A 20,619-nucleotide genomic window follows, 5' to 3' on the forward strand; every position below is an offset into this window, starting at 1 on the left:
CACCGTCCTTCCCTCACTGCCCGTCACACCGATGACCGCTCCCGCCCATCCGTTCATTGCCGTCGTTCCGGCGCGCCTCGCGTCGACGCGTCTGCCCAACAAGCCGCTCGCCGACATCGGCGGCAAGCCCATGGTGGTGCGCGTGGCCGAGCGTGCGCGGGCGTCGGGCGCAAGCCAGGTGCTGATCGCCTCCGACGCGCAGGCCGTGCTCGATGCCGCGCGCAGCCACGGCTTCGAAGCGGTGATGACGCGCCCCGATCATCCCTCGGGCACAGACCGCCTCGCGGAAGTCGCGACGACATTCGGCTGGAGCGAGGACACGATCGTCGTCAACGTGCAGGGCGACGAACCGCTGATCGATCCCGCGCTGGTGTGCGACGTTGCGTCGCACCTCGCAGCGAATCCGGACTGCGCCATCGCGACGGCGGCACACCGCATCACCGACCCCGCCGAGATCTTCAATCCGAACGTCGTGAAGGTCGTGCTCGATGCGCGCAGCCTCGCCCTCTACTTCTCGCGCGCGCCCATTCCGTGGGCACGCGACGCGTGGCAGCCGCACTGGCCCAACGTCGCTGCGATGCCCGCGCCGCCTGCGCCAGCAACGGTGTATCGACACATCGGACTCTACGCGTATCGAGCCCGATTCCTGCGCGCCTACCCCGCACTCGCACGCTCGCCCATCGAAGAAGTCGAGGCGCTCGAACAACTGCGTGCGATGTGGCACGGCGAGCGCATCGCGGTGCTCGTGGCCGCCGACGCGCCGGCGCCCGGCGTGGATACGCCCGCCGATCTCGCCCGCGTTCAGGCGCTTTTCGGGCTGACAACGCAGTAAGCCATGGCATAATCGGACGTTCGCGCGCGCCTTCCCAAGCCTTTGTGCGCCAGGGTTTCCCCGTGTTTTCCGTTGCCCATGCCGACGCCCATGCGTGATGCGCCAAGCCTTGCTGCGCCGTCTTCAAGACGTTGCTGCGCGAGGCGGCAGCACCGCCGGTGTCGTACGTGTCGTAGCGGAGCGCGAGACCCGCACGAAGGAACAGCAGAAAAACGAGGCAAATGCAGGAACGGCATGCGCAAGGCAGGCTGCCCGCATCGCGCCGCAAGAATTCACATAGATCTGGAGATATCTCATGCGTTTGATCCTGTTGGGCGCCCCCGGTGCGGGCAAGGGTACCCAGGCAAACTTCATCAAGGAAAAGTTCGGCATCCCGCAGATTTCGACGGGCGACATGCTGCGTGCCGCCGTCAAGGCAGGCTCGCCGCTCGGCCTCGAAGCGAAGCGCTACATGGACGCGGGCGAACTCGTGCCGGACCAGCTCATCATCAACCTCGTGAAGGAACGCCTGCTCGACGCGGACTGCGCGAACGGCTATCTGTTCGACGGTTTCCCGCGCACGCTGCCGCAAGCCGAAGCCATGAAGCAGGCCGGCGTCGCGATCGACTACGTGCTCGAAATCGACGTGCCGTTCAACGAGATCATCGAACGCATGAGCGGCCGCCGCGTCCACGCGGCATCGGGCCGTACCTATCACGTGAAGTTCAATCCGCCGAAGAACGCCGGCCTCGACGACGTCACGGGCGAGCCGCTCATTCAGCGCGACGACGACAAGGAAGAGACGGTGCGCAAGCGTCTCGACGTGTACGTGGCGCAGACGAAGCCGCTCATCGACTACTACCAGGCGTGGGCGCAGCGCGGAGACGAAAACGGCCTCAAGGCGCCCGAATACCGGCGCATTTCCGGCCTCGGCTCGGTGGACGAAATCCGCGCACGCGTTTTCGACGCGCTCAAGTAAGCCGCCGCTCGCCGGTCACAAAACAAGTGCCCCGCCGCATCGGTGCGGCGGCGCCGCGGCACGGCGACTTTCCGGCTGCTTTCTCCGATTGTCCCGGCTTGCCGCGCGCGCTGCGCCGCGAGGCCGGGGACAAAGAACCTGGACACCCCAGGAGAACCCAGGAGGAGCAGCAACGATGGAAATTCGCGACAACGTTTTTCTGATCACCGGCGCAGCATCGGGTCTGGGCGCAGCCACGGCGCGCCTGATCGCCAACGAGGGCGGCAAAACCGTTCTCGCCGATCTCAATGAAGAAGCCGGCAACGCGCTGGCGAAAGAGCTGGGCGGCGTGTTCGTCCGGTGCAACGTGGCAAGCGAGGAAGACGGCGAGCGCGCCGTTGCCGCAGCGCTCGCACTGGGCTCGCTGCGCGGGCTCGTGAACTGCGCGGGCATTGCGCCGGCCGCGAAGACCGTGGGCAAGGACGGCCCGCATCCGCTCGATATCTTCACGAAGACCATTTCGGTCAACCTCATCGGCACCTTCAACATGATTCGCCTCGCCGCAGCGGCGATGGCGAAGAACGAGCCGAATGCCGCGGGCGAACGCGGAGTGATCGTGAATACCGCGTCGGTGGCGGCGTATGACGGCCAGATCGGCCAGGCCGCCTATGCGGCGTCGAAAGGCGGCGTGGTGGGCATGACGCTGCCCGTGGCGCGCGACCTGTCGCGCAATGCCATCCGCGTCATGACCATTGCACCGGGCATCTTCGAAACGCCGATGCTGCTGGGCATGCCGCAGGAAGTGCAGGACGCGCTCGGCGCGACGGTGCCGTTCCCCTCGCGACTCGGCAAACCCGCCGAGTACGCAATGCTCGTCAAGCAGATCTTCGACAATCCGATGCTCAACGGCGAAGTGATTCGCCTCGACGGCGCGATCCGTATGCAGCCAAAATAAGCGCGCGACGTAACGCGCGTTCGTCGCGGTTGAAAAAAATCCCTCGATGGGGCGAACCCTTGTCGAGGGATTTTTTCTTGCCCGGAGCGCCTGCGGCTTGCAAGCGCGGCGCTGGCTTCGCTCAATCGCCGCCGTGGTTTTCGGTACGCTGCCGCAATTCGTGCAGTTGCGATTCCACGACGGTGGCGTCCTCCGCGTCGGGCCGCTCGCCCAAGTAGCGTTCGAGGTCTTCGAGCGCCGGCCGCAAATAATCGAGGCGCGCGTAGGCGAAGCCGCGATCGCGCACTTCCTCGAGACTCTCCGGCAGCAGGATCACGAGCCGCTGCTGTATGCCGAGCAGGCGCTGCCAGCGCTCGGTCTGCAGATACGTCGACTTCAGGTTGTGCAGCATGCGCGCCACGATCTCGCGCTGCGTAGCCGGCTGCAGCAGCATGCGCAGCGCACGTCCCACCGATTCGCCGGCCTTCGCGACGTAAGGCTCCAGCATCTCGACCATCTCGGACTCGGACAGCGAGTGTCCGTTGGTCGGGTCGAGCATCACGTCGCCTTCGGGCGTGGACACGCGCAGCAGGAAGTGGCCCGGAAACGAGACGCCGCGCACGGGCAAATCGAGTTGGGACGCCATTTCCAGATACAGGATGGCAAGCGAAATGGGAATGCCGCGCCGCCGTTTGAGCACCACGTTCAGATGGCTGTTATCGGGGTCGTAGTAGTCGTTGAGATTGCAGGCAAAGCCGAGTTCGCGAAAGAAGAAGCGGTTCAGGATGCCCACTTTCTGCCGTACGTCGGCGCCCTCCGGCAGACGGCGCTTCACGCGCAGAACAAGCTCGTCGATCTCCGCGAGCGTGCCTTGCAGGTCGACGTCCGGATAGGCGTCCTGCGCGATCGCGAGCGCTGCCTCGGTAAGCGGCAGGCTGTCGTCCTCGGCAACGAGCGCGCTGAAATAATCGAGAACCCGCGTCGTGGTGTTCACTTCGTCCGCCTCTTGAAGTACGCGTACTTGAAACCCATCAGCCAAAGCATACCGAAATATAGCGCCGCAAACAGCACGAGACAGGCGCCCAGCAACGCGATGCGCATGAACGGTTCGCGCCGCATGCCGATCCAGTCGAAGTTGATTGCGAACCAGTGCATGGTGCCTGCCAGCACGAGGCATGCCCCGAGCAGTTGCACGAAAAATACCGTCCAGCCCGGCAGCGGCGAATAGATACCGCGTCTGCGCAAGCCGATGAACAGCAGCAGCGCATTCATGCAAGCGCCGAGCCCGACCGACAAGGTGAGCCCCGCGTGCGCGAAGATCGGTACGAACACGTAGTTGCCCACCTGGGTCGCGACCAGCACGGCGACGCCAATCTTCACCGGCGTCTTGATGTCCTGCCGCGCGTAGAAGCCGGGTGCAAGAATCTTGATGAGGATGAGCCCGACCAGTCCCACGCCGTACGCAGCAAGCGCACGGCCCACCATGACGACTGAGCGGCCGTTGAAGAGCCCATAGTGGAACAGCGTGGCCGTGAGCGGCTCGGCGAAGAAGAAGAGCGCGATGGCGCTCGGCGCGGCGAGCAGAAACGTCACGCGCAGGCCCCAGTCGAGGAGCGCGGAGTATTCGTTGGTGTCGGCGTCCACGTGCGCCTTCGAGAGGCTGGGCAGCAGGATCGTGCCCAGCGCGACGCCGAGCAGCGCGGTGGGGAACTCCATCAGACGGTCCGCGTAGTTGATCCACGAGACCGCGCCCGCACCGAGCCGCGATGCAATGTTGGTGTTGATGATGAGGCTGATCTGCGCCACCGACACCGCGAACATCGCGGGCACCATCTTTGCCAGCACGCGCTTCACGCCCCGGTGGGCGAGTGCCGCGACGGGCCGCATGGTGATGCGCGGCATCATGTCGATCTTCTTGAGCCCGGGCAGCTGCACGATGAACTGAAGCACGCCGCCCACGATCACGGCCCATGCAAGCGCGTAGACGGGTTGCTTCATGTGCGGCGCCACGAACACCGCAGCGGCGATGAACGACACGTTGAGCAGCACCGGCGCGAAGGCGGGCAGCGAGAACAGCTTGTAGGTATTGAGCACGCCCGAGGCAAGCGACGTGAGCGAGATGAACACGATGTACGGGAACATGATCCGCGTCATCACGACAGCGAGCCTGAACGCCTCGCCCTCGGCCTGCAGACCGGAGGCGACCACCAGCACGACCCAGGACGCGCCCACGATGCCGAGCAGCGAAAGAATCGCCAGCGTCCACGCGAGCACAGTGGACATGGCGTCCACCAGCGCTCGGGTGGCGTCGTGGCCCTTCTGGTTCTTGAACTCGGCCAGGATGGGAACGAACGCCTGCGAAAACGCGCCTTCGGCGGAAATGCGGCGCAGCAGGTTGGGAATGCGGAAAGCGACGTAGAAAGCGTCGGTGAACTGACTCGCACCGAACGCGCGGGCAATCAGCGTTTCGCGGGCCAGTCCGGTCACGCGCGACAGCAGCGTGAAGCCGCTGACCGTCAGCAGGGCTCGGAATAGATTCATGGGGCGCTTATTATACGGAAGCCGGATGGCAGGCCCGATGGCCGATGGCTGGGCGGGACTGGATAGCGTGCCGGACGCCCGTGCACGATGCGAAGCGCGCGGCAGCGAGGCCAGGGCACAAGCGAGATCGGACCGGCCGCGCGGACAAACGTTCGCCGATTGGTCACGCCCGAGCGGGAGCGGCGCGTCAGCCGCCTCTTCGCGCGATCGAGCTCATCGCAGCCTTCATTTGCCACATCCCTGATTTTGTTGCTATAATCGCCAGTTTCGAAGCTCGTCCGGCTTGCCGGGCACTGAAAGCAAGGGGACCGGCGGCAAATCCGCGGAACCTTTCGCAACGTCAGAGCAGTAAGCAGTCAGGCCCGATCAGACTCGCCGCGCTTCGCATATCGGCCATAGCAGGCCGTTTTCATCAGCCTGCTCGCCAGTGACTTTTGCGCTTCCGGGCAATCGCTCGCGGAGTTCGGATCGGAAAGCAGCGCCGCCCTTCCTTCGGGCCAGGCTCTGGAAACAGGAACAGCAGGAAACAGGACAAGGGAAACGTCATGGCTAACACCGCACAAGCACGCAAGCGCGCCCGTCAGGCCGCCAAAGCCAATTCGCACAACTCGGCGCTGCGCTCGAAGTTCCGTACCGCCATCAAGGCCGTTCGCAAGGCAATCGAAGCCGGCGACAAGGCCAAGGCCGCCGAGATCTTCCAGGCATCGGCAAAGACGATGGACATCATTGCCGACAAGAAGATCGTTCACAAGAACAAGGCCGCTCGTCACAAGAGCCGTCTCGCTGCCGCCGTCAAGGCGCTGCAGGCAAGCGCGCAGTAAATCCGGCAGGCCCGCATAGCGGGCCGCCTCCTGTTTCCACTGCGCAACAAAAAAGCCCGCTCCGGCGGGCTTTTTTGTTGCCGCTCGCCTAACTCGCAAGCAGAGCAACCGGGCACTCTGCCGAGGTGGGGGCGAGCGCGCAGCGTCGCTGAGCGGTCTTTGTTAGCGGTCTTTGGTTTTTTGCTGCGTACCGTGATCCGGCGGCAATTCGCAAGCCTCGGTCACGACCAGATCGTTGTCTTTCGCGAAGTTCATGACGAAATCGAAGGCCATAGGCTCGATGTCACGCAGCCGCGAATCCAGGATCACGCACTTCAGATCGCCGATCATGGTGGGCCGCACGTAGCGCGAATACTGCAGACGGGCGTTTGGCCCACGCAATTCCCGCGCGCTGGGACCGAAGCAAGACATGACGCCGGCGAGGCGTTCGGACCAGTCGCTGGGTCGAAACTTTCTCCCGCTTTTGGTAATGCCCTGGATGAAGTACTCGGTTGGGGGTGTTTCGGCCATGTAGGAATACCTGAGTGACTGCGCTGCGTTACACCTGGCGTGCCCGCCCTGACGCGTGGCGCGGCTGACGCCCGCCTGCGCGACCCTTCCATGTGCCGCCGGCGTGGCCGGCCCGAGCACCGAAGACCCGTGAGGCATACGACGGGACATGCGGACAGGCCTGCCCGGCAACGTCCCGACCTTCTTCTGCGGATAGCCCGCAACCGCACGCCGAGGCGGCGTGCGCAGGGTTCACCCGCAAGCGCGAGACCTGCTCGCTGGGCCTGAAAAAACCGGTGCATTATAGCGCACGCCTTCTTTTTCCGCACTGCAACCAAGCCACCACCGGGCCGTCCTGGCAAGCTCCACCGGCCTTCCGGCCGACTCGTCAAACGCGGCAAAATCCTTTATGCTGCATCGACTTACCACCCATCACAGCGGCGTTTCCCGGCACATGCCCACCGTGCCGGTCAGGCTACCCGCCGTATTCCTTTCATGACCTCCCGGAACATTCGCCACTACCTGCAGTTCAAGGATTTCTCGCTGGAAGATTACGAGTACGTGCTGGAGCGCGCCCGTATCCTCAAACGCAAATTTAAGAACTACGAGACGTACCACCCGCTGCACGATCGCACGCTCGCGATGATCTTCGAGAAGAACTCCACGCGCACGCGCCTGTCGTTCGAAGCCGGCATCTTCCAGCTTGGCGGCCATGCCGTCTTCATGAGCACGCGCGACACGCAGCTGGGCCGCGGCGAGCCGATCGAAGACGCGGCGCAGGTCATTTCGCGCATGGTGGACATCATCATGATCCGCACGTTCGGGCAGGACATCATCCAGCGCTTTGCGGAAAACTCGCGCGTGCCGGTCATCAACGGACTCACGAACGAGTACCACCCGTGCCAGGTGCTGGCCGATGTGTTCACGTACTACGAACATCGCGGCCCGATTCGCGGGAAGACCGTGGCCTGGGTTGGCGACGCGAACAACATGCTCTACACGTGGATCCAGGCCGCGCAGATCCTCGGCTTCACGCTGCGCCTCTCTACGCCGCCCGGCTACCGGCTCGATCGCGCACTCGTGGCGCCGGAAAGCGCGCCGTTTGTCGAAGAGTTCGACGACCCGAACGAAGCCTGTGCGGGCGCCGACCTCGTTACGACAGACGTCTGGACCAGCATGGGTTTCGAGGCCGAAAACGAGGCGCGCAAAAAGGCATTCGCAGACTGGTGCGTAGACGCCGACATGATGGCGCGCGCGAAGCCCGACGCGCTCTTCATGCACTGCCTGCCGGCGCACCGCGGCGAAGAAGTCAGTGCGGAAGTGATCGACGGACCGCAAAGCGTGGTGTGGGACGAAGCGGAAAACCGCCTGCACGTGCAGAAGGCGCTGATGGAATTTCTGCTGCTCGGTCGCCTGAACCACTGAACCACTGAGCCGCAGACGCAAACACAGACGCGGCACCTTGGCGGACGCAAACGAACCGGCGGCGAAAACCGCCGGTTTTCGTTTCACGGTCTCTCGCTGCCGTGAAAGGCGGAAGCGCTGAGCCGCACTTAGAGCACAAGCGGCTCCGGCTCCAGTGCCACGCCAAAGCGCTGAATCACGTCCTGCTGAATGCGCTGCGCAAGCGCGAGCACCTCGGCACCCGTCGCGCCGCCGCGATTGACGAGCACCAGCGCCTGCCGCTCGTGTACCGCGGCATGCCCCAAGGCGCGCCCCTTCCAGCCACAGCGGTCGATCAGCCAGCCGGCCGCAAGCTTCACGCGCCCATCGGGCTGCGGATACGACACCACCTCCGGCTCTCGCGCCCGCAACGTCTCGAACTGCGCGGCGTCGATCACGGGATTTTTGAAGAAACTGCCCGCGTTGCCCAGCTCACGCGGGTCGGGCAGCTTCGCGCGCCGCACGGCGACCACCGCGTCGAAGATCGCCTGGGCATCGGGGTTGTCGGCTTTGCCTTTGGCCGCAAGCTCGCGCGCGATATCGGCGTAATCGGCATGCGGCTGCCAGGCCTTCGGCAGCCTGAACGTGACCGACGTAATCGCAAACCGCTCGCGCCCTTCACGCTTGAAGAAGCTGTCGCGATAGCCGAACCGGCATGCCGCGGCATCGAACTCGTGCACCGTGCCCGTCGCCAGTTCGATGGCGCGCAGCGACGCGAAGCGCTCGCCCATCTCGAGTCCATACGCGCCGATGTTCTGGATGGGCGCCGCGCCCACGGTGCCCGGAATCAGCGCGAGATTTTCGAGGCCCGGCATGCCCTGAGCGAGTGTCCAGGCCACGAAGTCGTGCCAGGTCTCGCCCGCCGCGGCACGCACGTACCATGCATCGCTGTCTTCGCGCACCACTTCGCGCCCCCGCAAGGCGACGAGCAGCACCAGCCCGTCGAAGTCGCGCGTCAGCACCACGTTGCTGCCGCCGCCCAGCACCAGCGTACGCAGGCCCTCTGCGCGCGGATCGGCCAGCGCGGCCGCGAACTGCGCTTCGCTTTCGACGCGGCACAGCAGGTGCGCACGCACGTCGAACCCAAAGGTGTTGTGCTCGCGCAAGGAGTAGTCGGCGGCGAACCAGACGGAGTCGGCGAAAGAGACGGAGGGAACGGACATCGGCGGGCGGCGTAGCTTGACACATGCGGCCGCGCGAAGCGCGCGAGCCTTGGGCAAAAGGGGACGGCGTCGGTAAAATGACGGCCGGTCCGTGATTATAGCGAGTGCGAACGGCGGCTTTGCGCCGCCTCCACTGCACTACTGGGAGAAACCAATGCCATCGTTTGACGTGGTTTGCGAAGCCAACATGATCGAGGTGAAGAACGCGATCGAGCAATCCAACAAGGAGATTTCCACGCGCTTCGACTTCAAGGGCTCCGACGCGCGTGTCGAGCAGAAAGAGCACGAACTCACCGCCTATGCCGACGACGACTTCAAGCTCGGTCAGGTCAAGGACGTGCTGGTGTCGAAAATGGCGAAGCGCAACGTCGACGTGCGCTTCCTCGATCACGGCAAGATCGAGAAGATCGGCGGCGACAAGGTAAAGCAGGTCATCACTGTGAAGAAGGGCGTGTCCGGCGATCTGGCCAAGAAGATCGTCAGGCTCGTGAAGGACAGCAAGATCAAGGTGCAGGCCAGCATTCAGGGCGACGCGGTGCGCGTTTCAGGCGCCAAGCGCGACGACCTGCAAAGCGTGATCGCAATGCTGCGCAAGGAAGTGAGCGACACGCCGCTCGACTTCAACAACTTCCGCGATTGATCCATCGAGCGATCAAACGATCGGGCGGCTCAGATCGAGCAGTTCAACCCGCACCCGGCCCCGGCGCGGCCGGGTCGCCGCCTCCGCGCAACAACCGCAGCCGCGGCCCAGGCCATCCAACGCCGCTTCAGTGCCCGCTACCCGCCGACGGCGTCGCGCCCTTCTTCTCGCCGATGCGGCTTTCCTTACCGGCCACCAACTTGGCGATGTTCGAACGGTGACGCCAGATGAGCAGCGCGCTCATCGCGAAGACTGCCAGCGTAATCACGTTGGCGCCGAACAGGAAACCGTCGAAGAGCGGCGCGAACACGGCGGCCACGAGCGCCGCCAGCGACGAATAGTGAAAGAAGAACGCGATGATGAGCCACGTGAGCGCCGTGGCGATGCCCAGCACCGGACTGATCGCGAGCAGCACGCCCGCCGCCGTCGCCACCCCCTTGCCGCCCTTGAAGCGGAAGAACACCGGATACAGGTGACCGAGAAACACGGCGATGGCGGCCAGCGCAATGGCATCGTCGTCCAGGCCGAAGCGGGACGCGAGGTGCGCCGTGAGCCACACGGCGAGCCACCCCTTGAACGCATCGCCGAGCAGCGTGAGGATCGCCGCGGTCTTGTTGCCGCTGCGCAGCACGTTGGTCGCCCCGGGGTTGCCTGAGCCGTACGAGCGCGGGTCGGCGAGACCCATTGCGGCGCTGACGATCACGGCAAACGACACCGAGCCGATCAGATAGGCCAGGACGGCGACGATCAGGTTGTACATGCAGGTCACTCTTCTTGTAGTGGAACGGAAGACTGGATGAACGGCTGGGACGACCGGGACAGCGGCGGCATCCGCGCGCATGGTCGGGCAGCCCCGGCGCAGGCGCGAGCCGGAAAAACCCTGACGCCGGACCGGCACGCCGCACGGCCGCGCCGCCCCGGAAAGGCGCTCATTCTACCGGAGCGCTTTTCGCCGCGCGGACCGCGCCGAAGCAGCTCACTCCTACGCCACGCTTTCAGGAACACACCGTCGTGCGAAGGCTGCGCCCTGGCCGCCGTTCAATCGACGCTCGCGCACTGCACCGGTTTGGCCTCCAGCAGCGCAGTCAGCACCGAGGGCTCGATACTCACCAGAAAGCCGCGCCGTCCGCCGTTCAGATAGATCTTCTCGAGTTCGAGGATGCTCGACTCCACATACACCGGCATGGCCTTGCGCGTGCCGAACGGCGACGTGCCGCCCACCAGGTACCCCGAATGCCGGTTCGCCACCTCGGGCTTGCACGGCTCCACGCGCTTCGCGCCGATCTGCCGCGCGAGATTTTTGGTGGAGACCTTGCGGTCGCCGTGCATGAGCACGATCAGCGGCTTCGCGTGCTCGTCTTCCATGACGAGCGTCTTGACGACGAGATGCTCGTCCACGCCCAACTGGCGCGCCGACTCGGCGGTGCCGCCATGCTCGACGTATTCGTACGGATATTCGTCGAACGTCACGCCGTGGCGTTTGAGGAACTGGGTGGCGGGGGTTTCGGAAACGTGTCGGTTCTTGCTCATCGGCGCATTGTAATGGCGGGCCTGGATGAAGGGTACGACGCGAGACAAGGCGAGACGGAAGAACGGTCCGTTGTCCGTGCCCCACGGCTATGGCACGATCGTTCGCAATGCGCCGGCGGCTCACCTGTCCGCCGTGCATGAGGTACGCCCACCCAGCTTCGCGCCGCCGCGCCCGTACAATCGCGGCGAAGCACAGGAGGAGACCGCTTTGACCGCTCACCCGCATCCGCGCCCGCATGCCGCGCCTCGCCACGACGACGCACCGGCGCAGCCCTCGCAGACGGCATCCGCATCCATCCATTCGCTCGACGTCGCCGCGCTGCTCGCCGCCCTCCCCGATCGCATCGCCGATATTCCCGCCCGACTCGCCGCGCACGACCCGCACCGCGTCGCGCTGATCGAAGAGGCGCGCGATGCCGACTCAGCCGCCGCCGCACGACTGCGCGTCATCACGCGCGCGCAGCTTGCCGAGGCCGTGGACGCCACGGCCGCACTCTTGCGCGAGCGCGGCGTGCGAGGCGGCGACCGCGTGATGATCGTCGCTGAAAACAGCGTCGCGCAGATCGTGTTGCTCTTCGCCGCTACGCGCCTCGATGCGTGGGCGCTCGTTTCGAACGCGCGACTCTCGGCGGTCGAACTCGACGCCATTTGCGCACACGCGCGGCCTCGCCTCACGGCCTACGTGGTCGCCAGTTCGTCCGATGCACAGGCCCATGCGCAACGGCACGGCGCCACGCCCGCGCCAGCCGGACCCGTCGATATCGGCGCGTGGCACTGGCAAACCGACAAGCCCGCACGCGACACCGAAAGCACCTTCCCCGAACCCGTAGAGACGCAACCGGACCGTCAATGCGCGGCCCTCATCTACACGACGGGCACCACCGGCACACCGAAGGGCGTGATGCTCTCGCATCGCAATCTGCTTTTCATCGCGGCGGTCTCCAGCACGTTGCGCCGCGTGAATGCCGACGACGTCGTCTACGCCGTGCTGCCCATTTCGCACGTGTATGGCCTCGCCTCGGTGAGCCTCGGCAGTCTGTATGCGGGCGCGACGTTGCGGCTCGCACCGCGCTTCGTGCCCAAGGCCGTGCGGCGCGCACTGGCCGACGAGCACGTTTCCATTTTCCAGGGCGTGCCCGCCATGCACGCGAAGCTGCTCGACTATCTGCAAACGGAGCGCCTCGAATGGCGCGCGCCGCGGCTGCGCTTCGCCTATTCGGGCGGCTCGCCGCTCGACGCCGCGCTCAAGGCACGCGTGGAAAGCGCCTATGGCGTCACGCTCCACAACGGCTATGGCATGACCGAGAGCAGCCCGACCGTGGCGCAAACGCTGCTCGATGCGCCGCGCGCAGACTGTTCCGTGGGTCACGCGATTCCGGGCGTCGAAGTGCGCTACGTGTCGCCGGAAGGCCACGACGTGCCGCGCGGCGAGATCGGCGAACTGTGGGTGCGCGGCCCGAACGTGATGCTCGGCTACTACCGCAACCCCGAACTCGCGCGCGCTACCGTCACCGAAGACGGCTGGCTGAAGACCGGCGACCTCGCGCGCGAGGACGCGGACGGCGCCATGCATATCGTGGGCCGCAGCAAGGAACTCATCATTCGCTCAGGCTTCAACGTGTATCCGTCGGAGGTGGAGCACGTGCTCAATGCGCATCCCGCGGTGATGCAGTCCGCGGTGGTCGGGCGGCCGGTAGAGGGCAACGAGGAAGTCATCGCGTTCGTCGAGCTGGTTGCGGGCGCCACGGTCACGACGCAGGCGCTCGACGAATGGTGCGGCGCGCGTCTTGCGCCCTACAAGCGACCCGCGCACATCCGCGTGATACCGGCGCTGCCGGCGGCGTCCACGGGCAAGATCCTCAAGCACAAGCTGCGCGAACTGGCGTGATCGAGGCTTGCCGCTCCTCCGGTTTTGCAGCCCGCTGCGGCGGCAAAAAACCGTGGGAGCAGCGAGAGGAGCATGCGCGCAGCAGTCGACTGCGCGTCAACGGCACATCACCCGCGCGGATGATGCTGCGCATGCAGCGACTTGAGCCGCTCGCGGGCCACGTGGGTGTAGATCTGCGTCGTGGAGATGTCGCTGTGCCCGAGCAGCAGTTGCACGACGCGCAGGTCGGCGCCGTGATTGAGCAGGTGCGTGGCGAACGCGTGCCGCAGCGTGTGCGGCGAGAGCGGCGCGTGCACGTCCGCGGCGCGCGCGTGGCGCTTGATGATGTTCCAGAACTGCTGGCGCGTCATGCCTTCGGCCCGCGCGGTGACGAAGAGCGCGTCGGTGGTGCGCGCACCGAGCAATGCGGGCCGCGCGTCGCGCAGATAGCGGGCGATCCACGCGTGCGCCTCCTCGCCGAACGGGATCAGCCGCTCCTTCGAGCCCTTGCCCATCACGCGCACCACGCCTTCGTTGAGACCGACCTCCACCGTCTTCAGCGTCACCAGCTCCGTCACGCGCAGGCCGCTCGCGTACATCAATTCGAGCATCGTGCGGTCGCGCAGACCGAGCGGCGTGTCGATGTCGGGCGCGCCGAGCAGCGCTTCCACCTGCGCCTCGGAGAGCGTGGACGGAAACCGCGGCGGTTGCTTCGCGGAGCGGATGCGCACCGTAGGGTCGCCCTGCGCACGATGCTCGCGCACGGCCCAGCCGTAGTAGCGCCGAAAAACCGAAAGCCGCCGGTTCGCCGAGGTCGACTTGCTCTCCTTGCGCGCCGCACTGTAGGCGAGCAGATCGGTTTCCGTGGCGGTATCGAGCGAGCCGTTGCGCGCCTTCGCGAGCCACTCGGCAAAAAGACGCAGATCGCGCCGGTACGCGTCGAGCGTGTTGCGCGACAGACCATGTTCGAGCCAGAGCGAGTCGCAGAAAGCATCGATCGATGCGTGGCTTGCGGCCAGCAACGGCGACGTGGATGAAGCGCTTTCGGCGGCTGTTTCCGTGATCGCCGTTTCGGTCATCGCGGCTTGCGCGGCCGCAAGGTCGGCGGAAACCGCATCCACTGCTGGGGCGATGCCGTCCGGTTGCGCGGCGGTGCGTTTGATGTCTGTCGTCATGCGTAGGGCACGCCTTCGTGTGCGAGCAGCCACCGCTTCACTTTGCGGAAGTAGCCGTCGTCGTCGTGATTCGCGAATCCGCCGATGCCGCCCGAGCCAACCACGCGATGGCACGGAATGACGAGCGGAAAATAGTTGGCGCCGCAGGCCTGGCCCACCGCGCGCGGCGAGCCGCAGCTCACGGCCTTCGCGAGCTGGCCGTAGGTGAGCACGATGCCCGGCGGAATCTCGCTGATGGCTTGCCAGACGCGCCGCTGAAACGCGGTGCCCACCTCGGCGAGCGGCAGGTCGAAGGTGGCCGAGGCGCGTTCGAAATACCGCTCGATCTGTTGCGCGGCCCGACGCGTGAGCGCCGAATCGGGCGCCACGCTCTTCACCGACTCGGGCAGATAGACGATTTCGCGCACGGCGCCCGCCTCGGTGCGAATGCCCACCTTGCCGAACGGCGCATCGATCACGGCGTTGAACATCATGTTGCGTTCTCCTCATCGCGGGCGCCGGCATGGCCGCCGCCGCGCTTCGCTACTCTACGCTGCCTCGAGCGCCCATTGCACGTGCTCGCGCACGAGCGGCGACGTGTCGTCGGCACGGCGGCGCAGCGCTTCCACGATCGCCTCGCGCGCTTCGGCCGGCAACGTCGTTGAGCGCAGCGCGTTGCCCATGCCGACCGCGAGATTGCGCAGCCAGCACGCGTAGCCGATCCGGCGAATCGCGCTGCCCTGCAGGCGCGTGTCGAACTCGTCCTCCGTCCATTCGAACAGCTCGACGAGCGACGCGCGGTCCAGCCCGTGCCGAACGTCGAAATCGTCGACGGGCGCGGCCTGTGCAAACTTGTTCCACGGACACACCAGCTGGCAATCGTCGCAGCCATAGACACGATTGCCGATGAGCGGCCGCAAGTCCTGGGGAATGCTGCCCTTCAGCTCGATGGTGAGATACGAGATGCAGCGCCGGGCGTCCACCTGGTAAGGCGCCACGATCGCGCCCGTGGGACACGCACCGATGCAGCGCGTGCAGTTGCCGCAATGCGCGCCCGCCGTTTCGGGCGCATGCGTCGAATGTGGGGCGGCGGCTTCGGCGTCTGGCTGTGGGATGGTTGGTGCGTCGTGCGAGCGTGAATCGGCGGTGGCATTCGCGACATTCGCTGCATCGCTCGCCTGTACAGCGTGCAGTTCGGCATCGGTAGGCAGCGGCAAGTCCACGTAGATTTCGCCGAGAAAGAAGAGCGACCCGGCGTCGCGCTGCAACAGCAACGTGTGCTTGCCCCGCCAGCCGATACCGGCCTTCTGCGCAAGCGCGACTTCGAGCACCGGCGCCGAATCCGTGAAAACGCGGTAGCCGCAGGCACCGATCTCCTCTTCGATACGCTGCGCGAGTTGCTGCAACCTCTGACGCAAAACCTTGTGGTAATCGCGGCCGCGCGCATAGATGGAAACGACCGCCGCGGCGGGGTCCGCGAGCCGTGCGCGCTCGCGGTCACGCCAGTCGTCGTGTGCAGGTTGCGAAGGTTGCGTGGCTTGCGAAGCACTTTCATCGTGCCCACGAGTGGCTTCGACGGCGAGCGCCGAAGCCGGCAAATAGGCCATGCGCGCGGTGATCACGCGTCGCGTTCCGGCCACAAGCTCGGCCGGGCGGGCGCGTTTGAGCCCATGTTTGGCCATATAATCCATCTCGCCGTGGCAGCCCGCTTCGAGCCACGCGGCGAGCCCCGCTTCGGCATCGGACAGGTCGGTATCGCTGATACCGATCGCCGCGAAACCCAGTTCGCGTCCCCACGCCCGAATGCGCGCCGCAAGCAACGCGAGCGCCTCATTCGAGGGCGCGTCCCGACCGGCATGCGCACCATCGCGATCGCTCGTGCTGTCGCGCTCTGGCAAGGGTGTGCAGGAAGAAAGATGCGAACTTCGGTTCATCACGCCATTTTACGAGAATGCCCAATACGCCCGGTATCGCCGGCACGTCAGGCCACGAAGCACTCGCCAGCCTGACACACGCCACCGTCCTGCTCGAGCGCCGCTTCGCGCTCGCGGACGACGCGGCCACCCAGGCGTTCGGCGCGCGCGCGGCTCACGCGATTGCCGAGGTGCGCCATGCGATGGCCACCGGCAACGCAACGCAAAGCGGCGCGGCATTCGAGGGCCTGCAGGTGCAACTGACCGGCGACCTCGGCGCCGGCAAGACTACGCTCGTGCGGGCCATGCTGCGCGGCTTCGGCCACACGGGCCGCGTGCGCAGTCCCACGTATACGCTCGTCGAACCCTATGCCGTGGAAACGCCGGACGGGGAACTGGAGCTCTATCACTTCGATCTGTACCGCTTTGCCGATCCGGCCGAATGGGCCGATGCCGGCTTTCGCGAGTACTTCGACAGCGGCGCGATCTGCCTCGTCGAATGGCCTCAGCGGGCAGGCGCGTTGCTGGGCGTGCCGGATCTCGTCTTTTCGCTCGACGTCGTGAGCGAACTGCGTGACGGCAAGGAGAGTGACGCGCGCGCACTCACGGCGCGCGCGTACAGCGAAACAGGAAAGGCATGTCTGGAAAGATGTTAATCAAACCGTTCCGCTCCATCGAATCCGCCGCCACCGCGAGCCACAACTGGCGGCGCCGGCAGATCCTGCGGGCGGGCGCGTCCACGCTCGTGCTCGGCCTCGTTGCGCCGCGCCTTGCATGGGCGACGTCGGTGGTGGGCGTGCGTGTGTGGCCGGCGCGCGACTACACGCGCGTCACCATCGAATCGGATCAGCCGCTGCAGAACACGCAGCAGCTTCTGCAAGGGCCCGACCGTCTCGTGGTCGACCTGAACGGGCTCGACCTGGACCAGTCGCTGCGCGACCTGGTCTCCAAGATCACGCCGAACGATCCGCAGATCCAGTCCGTGCGCGTGGGGCAATATCAGCCGCACGTGGTGCGCATGGTGTTCGACCTCAAAGGCCAGGTGAAGCCCCAAGTGTTCACGCTGCAGCCCGTGGGTTCGTACCGCTATCGCCTGGTGTTCGACCTCTACCCGGCCGTGGCGCCGGACCCGCTGATGGACCTGCTCGCGCAGACCGAGCGCAAGGAGCAGCAGCTCAACGAGAACAGCGCCCCGCCCGCTGCCACGCTCGGCGGCCCCAACACGCCGCCCGGGTCGGCCGACAACAGCGAGGCGTTCTTCCAGCGCTACGCGCAGAACGGCGGTCCGGCGGGCGACGTGCCGCGGCCGCCCTCGGCTGCGCACACGCCGCCGTCCGCGGGGGCGAATGGCCCCGCGGCGCCACGCGCGACGCCGAAGCCCACGCAGCCGCCTGCCGCTATCGCACGCGACAAGAACGGCGACGGCGCGGATGACGGCACCGACAGCGACACCTACGCCTTCACCACGCCGAAGGGCGGCCGGGGCAACACGGTGCGCCTGCTCACCGTCGCGATCGACCCTGGCCACGGTGGTGAAGACCCGGGCGCCATCGGCAGCGCAGGTACCTACGAGAAGCACATCGCGCTCGACGTCGCGAAGAAACTGCGCGCGAAGATCGACGCCCAGCCCAACATGCGCGCCATGATGACGCGCGACGCCGACTTCTTCGTGCCGCTCAACGTGCGCGTTCAGAAGGCGCGGCGCGTGGGCGCGGACCTGTTCGTCTCCATTCACGCCGACGCGTTCACCACGCCGGAGGCGCGCGGCTCGTCCGTGTTCGCGCTGTCGGAACACGGGGCATCGAGCGCCGCGGCGCGCTGGATGGCGAACAAGGAAAACTCGTCGGACCTGATTGGCGGCATCAACATCAAGACTGCAGACGCCACCGTCAACCGCGCGCTCTTCGACATGTCGACCACCGCGCAGATTCGCGACTCGCTGCGCTACGGCAACTTCGTGCTCAAGGAGATCGGCGACATCAACAAGCTGCACAAAGGGTCGGTGGAACAGGCGGGCTTTGCCGTGCTGAAGGCGCCCGACATTCCGTCGATCCTCGTGGAGACCGCCTTCATCAGCAATCCCGACGAAGAACGCCGGCTGAACGACGACAGCTATCGCGACCAGATGGCCGACGCCATCATGAAGGGCATCAAGCGCTACTTCGCAGCGAATCCGCCGCTCGCGAAAAGCCGTATGACGTAAGACGGGCGGGACGTTCAGGGCGTGCTCGGGGCGTGCGTCGAGCACGCCCCGAACGCGACCTGCCGGTGCGCCGCCATGTGCACTCGCGGGCACGAACCGTATCCATGCCGGCGTCTCACAGCCGACGCCGCGCGCTCAGCGCGCAGCCGCAAAGCGCTGCGCCACCCAGCCTCCGAACACGTTGACGACGAGCCCGAGCATCACGAGCGCCGCGCCCGCGATCTGCACGGTAGACAAATGTTCGCCCAGCAACAGCGCGGCGGATGCCAGCCCGACGATCGGCACGAGCAGCGAAAACGGCGCCACCTGCGAAGCCGGATAGCGCGAGAGCAGCCGGCCCCACAGCCCGTAGCCCAGAATGGTCGCCACGAAGGCCAGATAAACGATGGCGAGTATCGACGTCACGCCGATGCCGCTCAGCGCCGCCATCATGCGCGCCGGCCCTTCGGTCACGTACGACAGCGCCAGAAACGGCAACGGCGGAATGAGGCTGCCCCACACCACGAGCGCCACGAGATCCACCTTGCCCACCTTCTTCGTCACGATGTTGCCGAGCGCCCAGAGCACCGCCGCGCATAGCGTGAGGACGAAGCCGGCGAGCGTCATCGAATGGCCGCCCGCTGCACCCGCGCCGATCACGGCAAGCCCCGCTGCCGCGATCGCGAGACCGGCCAGGTTCTGCACGCGAAAGCGTTCGTGCAGAAACAGCACGGCGAATCCGAGCGTGAAAAACGCCTGCGCCTGCAGCACCAGCGAGGCGAGCCCCGCCGGCATACCCACATACATGGCGTAGAACAGGAACGCGAACTGCCCAAACGAAATGGTCGCGCCATAGGCAAAGAGCCAGCGCAGCGGCACGCGCGGGCGCTTCACGAAAAAGACCGCCGGCACCGCGGCGAGAATGAACCGAAGCGCACCCAGCAGCATGGGCGGCACACCGTGCAGACCCACCTTGATCACCACGAAGTTGACGCCCCACGCCACCACGACGACAAGCGCGAGCAACAGGTCTTTCGGCGACATGGCCGACTCCTCCTTTTCTTTTACTGAAGTTTTTCCTGCGTTTCCGCCGGACGTGGCCGAGTTTAGCCTGGGCCCCGCCAAGCCTGCCGAAGCGCCCATTGCGCCGGTGGTCGCGCTGCACAGGCTCCAGGTAACGTCGCGCCGCATAAGGCTAGAATGGGCCGGTCGCTCGACCAGGCCCACGACCAGGCCCCCAAGGAACCCTCATGTCTTCTGCCATCAAAGCTGTCCTCAAGCCTCATGAACGCGACATCGGTAACCTCATGGTGCGTCGCGTATTGCCGGCCCTCGCCGCGCGTCTCGTTGGGCCCTTCATCTTCTTCGACCACATGGGCCCAGCCTCGCTCGCGCCCGGCTCGGGCATCGACGTACGTCCGCATCCGCATATCGGGCTCGCCACCGTCACGTATCTGTTCGACGGGGCCATCATGCATCGCGACAGCCTGGGCTCGGCACAGAAGATCGTGCCCGGCGACGTGAACTGGATGACCGCGGGCCGCGGCATCGTGCACTCCGAACGCACGCCCGAAGAAGACCGCGCGCGCGGCATGACGGTCCATGGCATCCAGACCTGGGTTGCCCTGCCCGTGGAGGACGAGGACATCGAGCCTTCGTTCGCGCACCACCCGGCCGCCACGCTGCCGCAGCTGGAGCGCAACGGCGTGACGCTGCGCGTGATCGCCGGCACCGCGTTCGGCCATACGTCGCCGGTCGAAACCTTCTCGGGCACGCTCTATGTGGCAGCACACTTCGCGCCCGGTGCGGCCTTCGCACTGGAACCGGAACACGAGGAGCGCGGCGTGTATCTGGTGGAGGGCGATTTCGCCATCGACGGTACGCCGCTCGACCCCTACCGCATGGCCGTGCTCGTTCCCGGCGAAACGGTGACGCTCGCGAGCGAGCGCGGCGCTACGGTCATGCTGCTGGGCGGCGAGAAACTGGCGGGCGAGCGGTTCATCGAATGGAATTTCGTGTCGAGTTCGCGCGACAAAATCGAGCACGCCAAGACGGCGTGGATGAACCAGCAGATGGGGCAGGTGCCCGGGGAAACGGACTGGATTCCGTTGCCGCAGAAGAAGTAGCTTGAAATGGCCCGCCGCCGCCCCTAGATGAAATCGAGACCGTTTTC

20 protein-coding genes are annotated in these 20,619 nt (G+C 65.9%); 10 read left to right on the forward strand and 10 right to left on the reverse strand.

Going from position 1 to position 20,619, the window contains the following annotated elements:
• Positions 1-31: 31 nt before the first annotated feature.
• The 3 genes from kdsB (at position 32) to U0042_RS15835 (ending at position 2,724) form a co-directional block, all read left to right on the forward strand.
• A complete protein-coding gene (kdsB, locus tag U0042_RS15825; protein WP_114814525.1) occupies positions 32-832 on the forward strand; it encodes a 3-deoxy-manno-octulosonate cytidylyltransferase in 801 nt (266 codons plus the stop codon).
• 295 nt (positions 833-1,127) lie between these two features.
• The gene (adk, locus tag U0042_RS15830) at positions 1,128-1,790 is read left to right on the forward strand and encodes an adenylate kinase (RefSeq protein ID WP_114814526.1); all 663 of its coding nucleotides are present in this window, start codon (positions 1,128-1,130) and stop codon (positions 1,788-1,790) included.
• Positions 1,791-1,965: 175 nt separating this feature from the next.
• Positions 1,966-2,724, forward strand: a complete 759-nt coding sequence (locus U0042_RS15835; RefSeq protein ID WP_114814527.1) for a 3-hydroxyacyl-CoA dehydrogenase — start codon at positions 1,966-1,968, stop codon at positions 2,722-2,724.
• A gap of 121 nt (positions 2,725-2,845) precedes the next feature.
• Here U0042_RS15835 and U0042_RS15840 read toward each other — a convergent pair whose 3' ends face one another.
• On the reverse strand, positions 2,846-3,697 hold the full coding sequence (locus U0042_RS15840; RefSeq protein WP_114814528.1) for a SirB1 family protein: 852 nt from the start codon (positions 3,695-3,697) through the stop codon (positions 2,846-2,848).
• Positions 3,694-5,244 (reverse strand): murein biosynthesis integral membrane protein MurJ, encoded by a 1,551-nt coding sequence (gene murJ, locus U0042_RS15845; RefSeq protein WP_114814529.1) that lies wholly within the window; start codon positions 5,242-5,244, stop codon positions 3,694-3,696. Before murJ ends, U0042_RS15840 begins: the two co-directional genes overlap by 4 nt.
• A gap of 545 nt (positions 5,245-5,789) precedes the next feature.
• Between murJ and rpsT the strand changes: the two genes are divergently transcribed.
• Positions 5,790-6,065 (forward strand): 30S ribosomal protein S20, encoded by a 276-nt coding sequence (gene rpsT / locus U0042_RS15850; protein WP_017776910.1) that lies wholly within the window; start codon positions 5,790-5,792, stop codon positions 6,063-6,065.
• Between the two features lie 162 nt (positions 6,066-6,227).
• Here the strand turns inward: rpsT and U0042_RS15855 are convergent, their stop codons facing one another.
• Positions 6,228-6,575 carry a DUF3579 domain-containing protein gene (locus tag U0042_RS15855; RefSeq protein ID WP_198665407.1) on the reverse strand — a complete coding sequence of 116 codons (348 nt, stop codon included), beginning with the start codon at positions 6,573-6,575 and terminating at the stop codon, positions 6,228-6,230.
• A 474-nt stretch (positions 6,576-7,049) separates the two neighbouring features.
• Here U0042_RS15855 and argF point away from each other — a divergent pair, with 474 nt between their 5' ends.
• Entirely contained in the window at positions 7,050-7,979 is a 930-nt protein-coding gene (gene argF, locus U0042_RS15860) for an ornithine carbamoyltransferase (protein WP_017776912.1), read from the forward strand.
• Between the two features lie 128 nt (positions 7,980-8,107).
• Here argF and murB read toward each other — a convergent pair whose 3' ends face one another.
• Positions 8,108-9,160: a UDP-N-acetylmuramate dehydrogenase gene (gene murB / locus U0042_RS15865; protein ID WP_114814531.1), complete on the reverse strand. Its 1,053-nt coding sequence runs from the start codon at positions 9,158-9,160 to the stop codon at positions 8,108-8,110.
• 154 nt (positions 9,161-9,314) lie between these two features.
• Between murB and U0042_RS15870 the strand changes: the two genes are divergently transcribed.
• Positions 9,315-9,800 carry a YajQ family cyclic di-GMP-binding protein gene (locus tag U0042_RS15870; protein WP_042303301.1) on the forward strand — a complete coding sequence of 162 codons (486 nt, stop codon included), beginning with the start codon at positions 9,315-9,317 and terminating at the stop codon, positions 9,798-9,800.
• Positions 9,801-9,927: 127 nt separating this feature from the next.
• On the opposite strand, the gene plsY is transcribed toward U0042_RS15870, so the two are convergent.
• Positions 9,928-10,560 (reverse strand): glycerol-3-phosphate 1-O-acyltransferase PlsY, encoded by a 633-nt coding sequence (gene plsY, locus U0042_RS15875; protein WP_114814532.1) that lies wholly within the window; start codon positions 10,558-10,560, stop codon positions 9,928-9,930.
• Positions 10,561-10,838: 278 nt separating this feature from the next.
• Entirely contained in the window at positions 10,839-11,330 is a 492-nt protein-coding gene (gene ybaK, locus U0042_RS15880) for a Cys-tRNA(Pro) deacylase (RefSeq protein WP_114814534.1), read from the reverse strand.
• Between the two features lie 295 nt (positions 11,331-11,625).
• Between ybaK and U0042_RS15885 the strand changes: the two genes are divergently transcribed.
• Entirely contained in the window at positions 11,626-13,218 is a 1,593-nt protein-coding gene (locus U0042_RS15885) for a class I adenylate-forming enzyme family protein (RefSeq protein ID WP_232833561.1), read from the forward strand.
• Positions 13,219-13,325: 107 nt separating this feature from the next.
• Here the strand turns inward: U0042_RS15885 and xerD are convergent, their stop codons facing one another.
• The 3 genes from xerD to queG all read right to left on the reverse strand — a co-directional run bounded on the left by xerD (position 13,326) and on the right by queG (position 16,285).
• Positions 13,326-14,276, reverse strand: a complete 951-nt coding sequence (gene xerD / locus U0042_RS15890; RefSeq protein ID WP_114814586.1) for a site-specific tyrosine recombinase XerD — start codon at positions 14,274-14,276, stop codon at positions 13,326-13,328.
• 92 nt (positions 14,277-14,368) lie between these two features.
• Positions 14,369-14,842 (reverse strand): methylated-DNA--[protein]-cysteine S-methyltransferase, encoded by a 474-nt coding sequence (locus tag U0042_RS15895; protein WP_114814587.1) that lies wholly within the window; start codon positions 14,840-14,842, stop codon positions 14,369-14,371.
• A gap of 57 nt (positions 14,843-14,899) precedes the next feature.
• The gene (gene queG, locus U0042_RS29985; RefSeq protein ID WP_232833558.1) at positions 14,900-16,285 is read right to left on the reverse strand and encodes a tRNA epoxyqueuosine(34) reductase QueG; all 1,386 of its coding nucleotides are present in this window, start codon (positions 16,283-16,285) and stop codon (positions 14,900-14,902) included.
• Between the two features lie 17 nt (positions 16,286-16,302).
• Here queG and tsaE point away from each other — a divergent pair, with 17 nt between their 5' ends.
• The gene (gene tsaE, locus U0042_RS15910; RefSeq protein ID WP_114814537.1) at positions 16,303-16,920 is read left to right on the forward strand and encodes a tRNA (adenosine(37)-N6)-threonylcarbamoyltransferase complex ATPase subunit type 1 TsaE; all 618 of its coding nucleotides are present in this window, start codon (positions 16,303-16,305) and stop codon (positions 16,918-16,920) included.
• A complete protein-coding gene (locus U0042_RS15915) occupies positions 16,902-18,467 on the forward strand; it encodes an N-acetylmuramoyl-L-alanine amidase (protein WP_114814538.1) in 1,566 nt (521 codons plus the stop codon). The genes tsaE and U0042_RS15915 overlap by 19 nt, the downstream gene beginning before the upstream one ends.
• A 135-nt stretch (positions 18,468-18,602) precedes the next feature.
• On the opposite strand, the gene U0042_RS15920 is transcribed toward U0042_RS15915, so the two are convergent.
• Positions 18,603-19,490, reverse strand: a complete 888-nt coding sequence (locus tag U0042_RS15920) for an EamA family transporter (RefSeq protein WP_114814539.1) — start codon at positions 19,488-19,490, stop codon at positions 18,603-18,605.
• Positions 19,491-19,696: 206 nt separating this feature from the next.
• On the opposite strand from U0042_RS15920, the gene U0042_RS15925 reads away from it, so the two are divergent.
• The gene (locus U0042_RS15925; protein WP_114814540.1) at positions 19,697-20,572 is read left to right on the forward strand and encodes a pirin family protein; all 876 of its coding nucleotides are present in this window, start codon (positions 19,697-19,699) and stop codon (positions 20,570-20,572) included.
• Positions 20,573-20,619 lie beyond the last annotated feature (47 nt).

Origin of the sequence: Paraburkholderia kururiensis (genome assembly GCF_034424375.1) — a bacterium.
GTDB lineage: Bacteria > Pseudomonadota > Gammaproteobacteria > Burkholderiales > Burkholderiaceae > Paraburkholderia > Paraburkholderia kururiensis_A.

Bases quoted from the DNA above. Each gene is read 5' to 3' on its own strand.
- kdsB (WP_114814525.1), top strand. From the start codon at position 32: ATGACCGCTCCCGCCCATCCGTTCATTGCCGTCGTTCCGGCGCGCCTC.
- adk (WP_114814526.1), top strand. From the start codon at position 1,128: ATGCGTTTGATCCTGTTGGGCGCCCCCGGTGCGGGCAAGGGTACCCAG.
- U0042_RS15835 (WP_114814527.1), top strand. From the start codon at position 1,966: ATGGAAATTCGCGACAACGTTTTTCTGATCACCGGCGCAGCATCGGGT.
- murJ (WP_114814529.1), bottom strand. From the start codon at position 5,244: ATGAATCTATTCCGAGCCCTGCTGACGGTCAGCGGCTTCACGCTGCTG.
- rpsT (WP_017776910.1), top strand. From the start codon at position 5,790: ATGGCTAACACCGCACAAGCACGCAAGCGCGCCCGTCAGGCCGCCAAA.
- U0042_RS15855 (WP_198665407.1), bottom strand. From the start codon at position 6,575: ATGGCCGAAACACCCCCAACCGAGTACTTCATCCAGGGCATTACCAAA.
- argF (WP_017776912.1), top strand. From the start codon at position 7,050: ATGACCTCCCGGAACATTCGCCACTACCTGCAGTTCAAGGATTTCTCG.
- murB (WP_114814531.1), bottom strand. From the start codon at position 9,160: ATGTCCGTTCCCTCCGTCTCTTTCGCCGACTCCGTCTGGTTCGCCGCC.
- U0042_RS15870 (WP_042303301.1), top strand. From the start codon at position 9,315: ATGCCATCGTTTGACGTGGTTTGCGAAGCCAACATGATCGAGGTGAAG.
- plsY (WP_114814532.1), bottom strand. From the start codon at position 10,560: ATGTACAACCTGATCGTCGCCGTCCTGGCCTATCTGATCGGCTCGGTG.
- ybaK (WP_114814534.1), bottom strand. From the start codon at position 11,330: ATGAGCAAGAACCGACACGTTTCCGAAACCCCCGCCACCCAGTTCCTC.
- xerD (WP_114814586.1), bottom strand. From the start codon at position 14,276: ATGACCGAAACGGCGATCACGGAAACAGCCGCCGAAAGCGCTTCATCC.
- U0042_RS15895 (WP_114814587.1), bottom strand. From the start codon at position 14,842: ATGTTCAACGCCGTGATCGATGCGCCGTTCGGCAAGGTGGGCATTCGC.
- queG (WP_232833558.1), bottom strand. From the start codon at position 16,285: ATGAACCGAAGTTCGCATCTTTCTTCCTGCACACCCTTGCCAGAGCGC.
- tsaE (WP_114814537.1), top strand. From the start codon at position 16,303: ATGCCCAATACGCCCGGTATCGCCGGCACGTCAGGCCACGAAGCACTC.
- U0042_RS15915 (WP_114814538.1), top strand. From the start codon at position 16,902: ATGTCTGGAAAGATGTTAATCAAACCGTTCCGCTCCATCGAATCCGCC.
- U0042_RS15920 (WP_114814539.1), bottom strand. From the start codon at position 19,490: ATGTCGCCGAAAGACCTGTTGCTCGCGCTTGTCGTCGTGGTGGCGTGG.
- U0042_RS15925 (WP_114814540.1), top strand. From the start codon at position 19,697: ATGTCTTCTGCCATCAAAGCTGTCCTCAAGCCTCATGAACGCGACATC.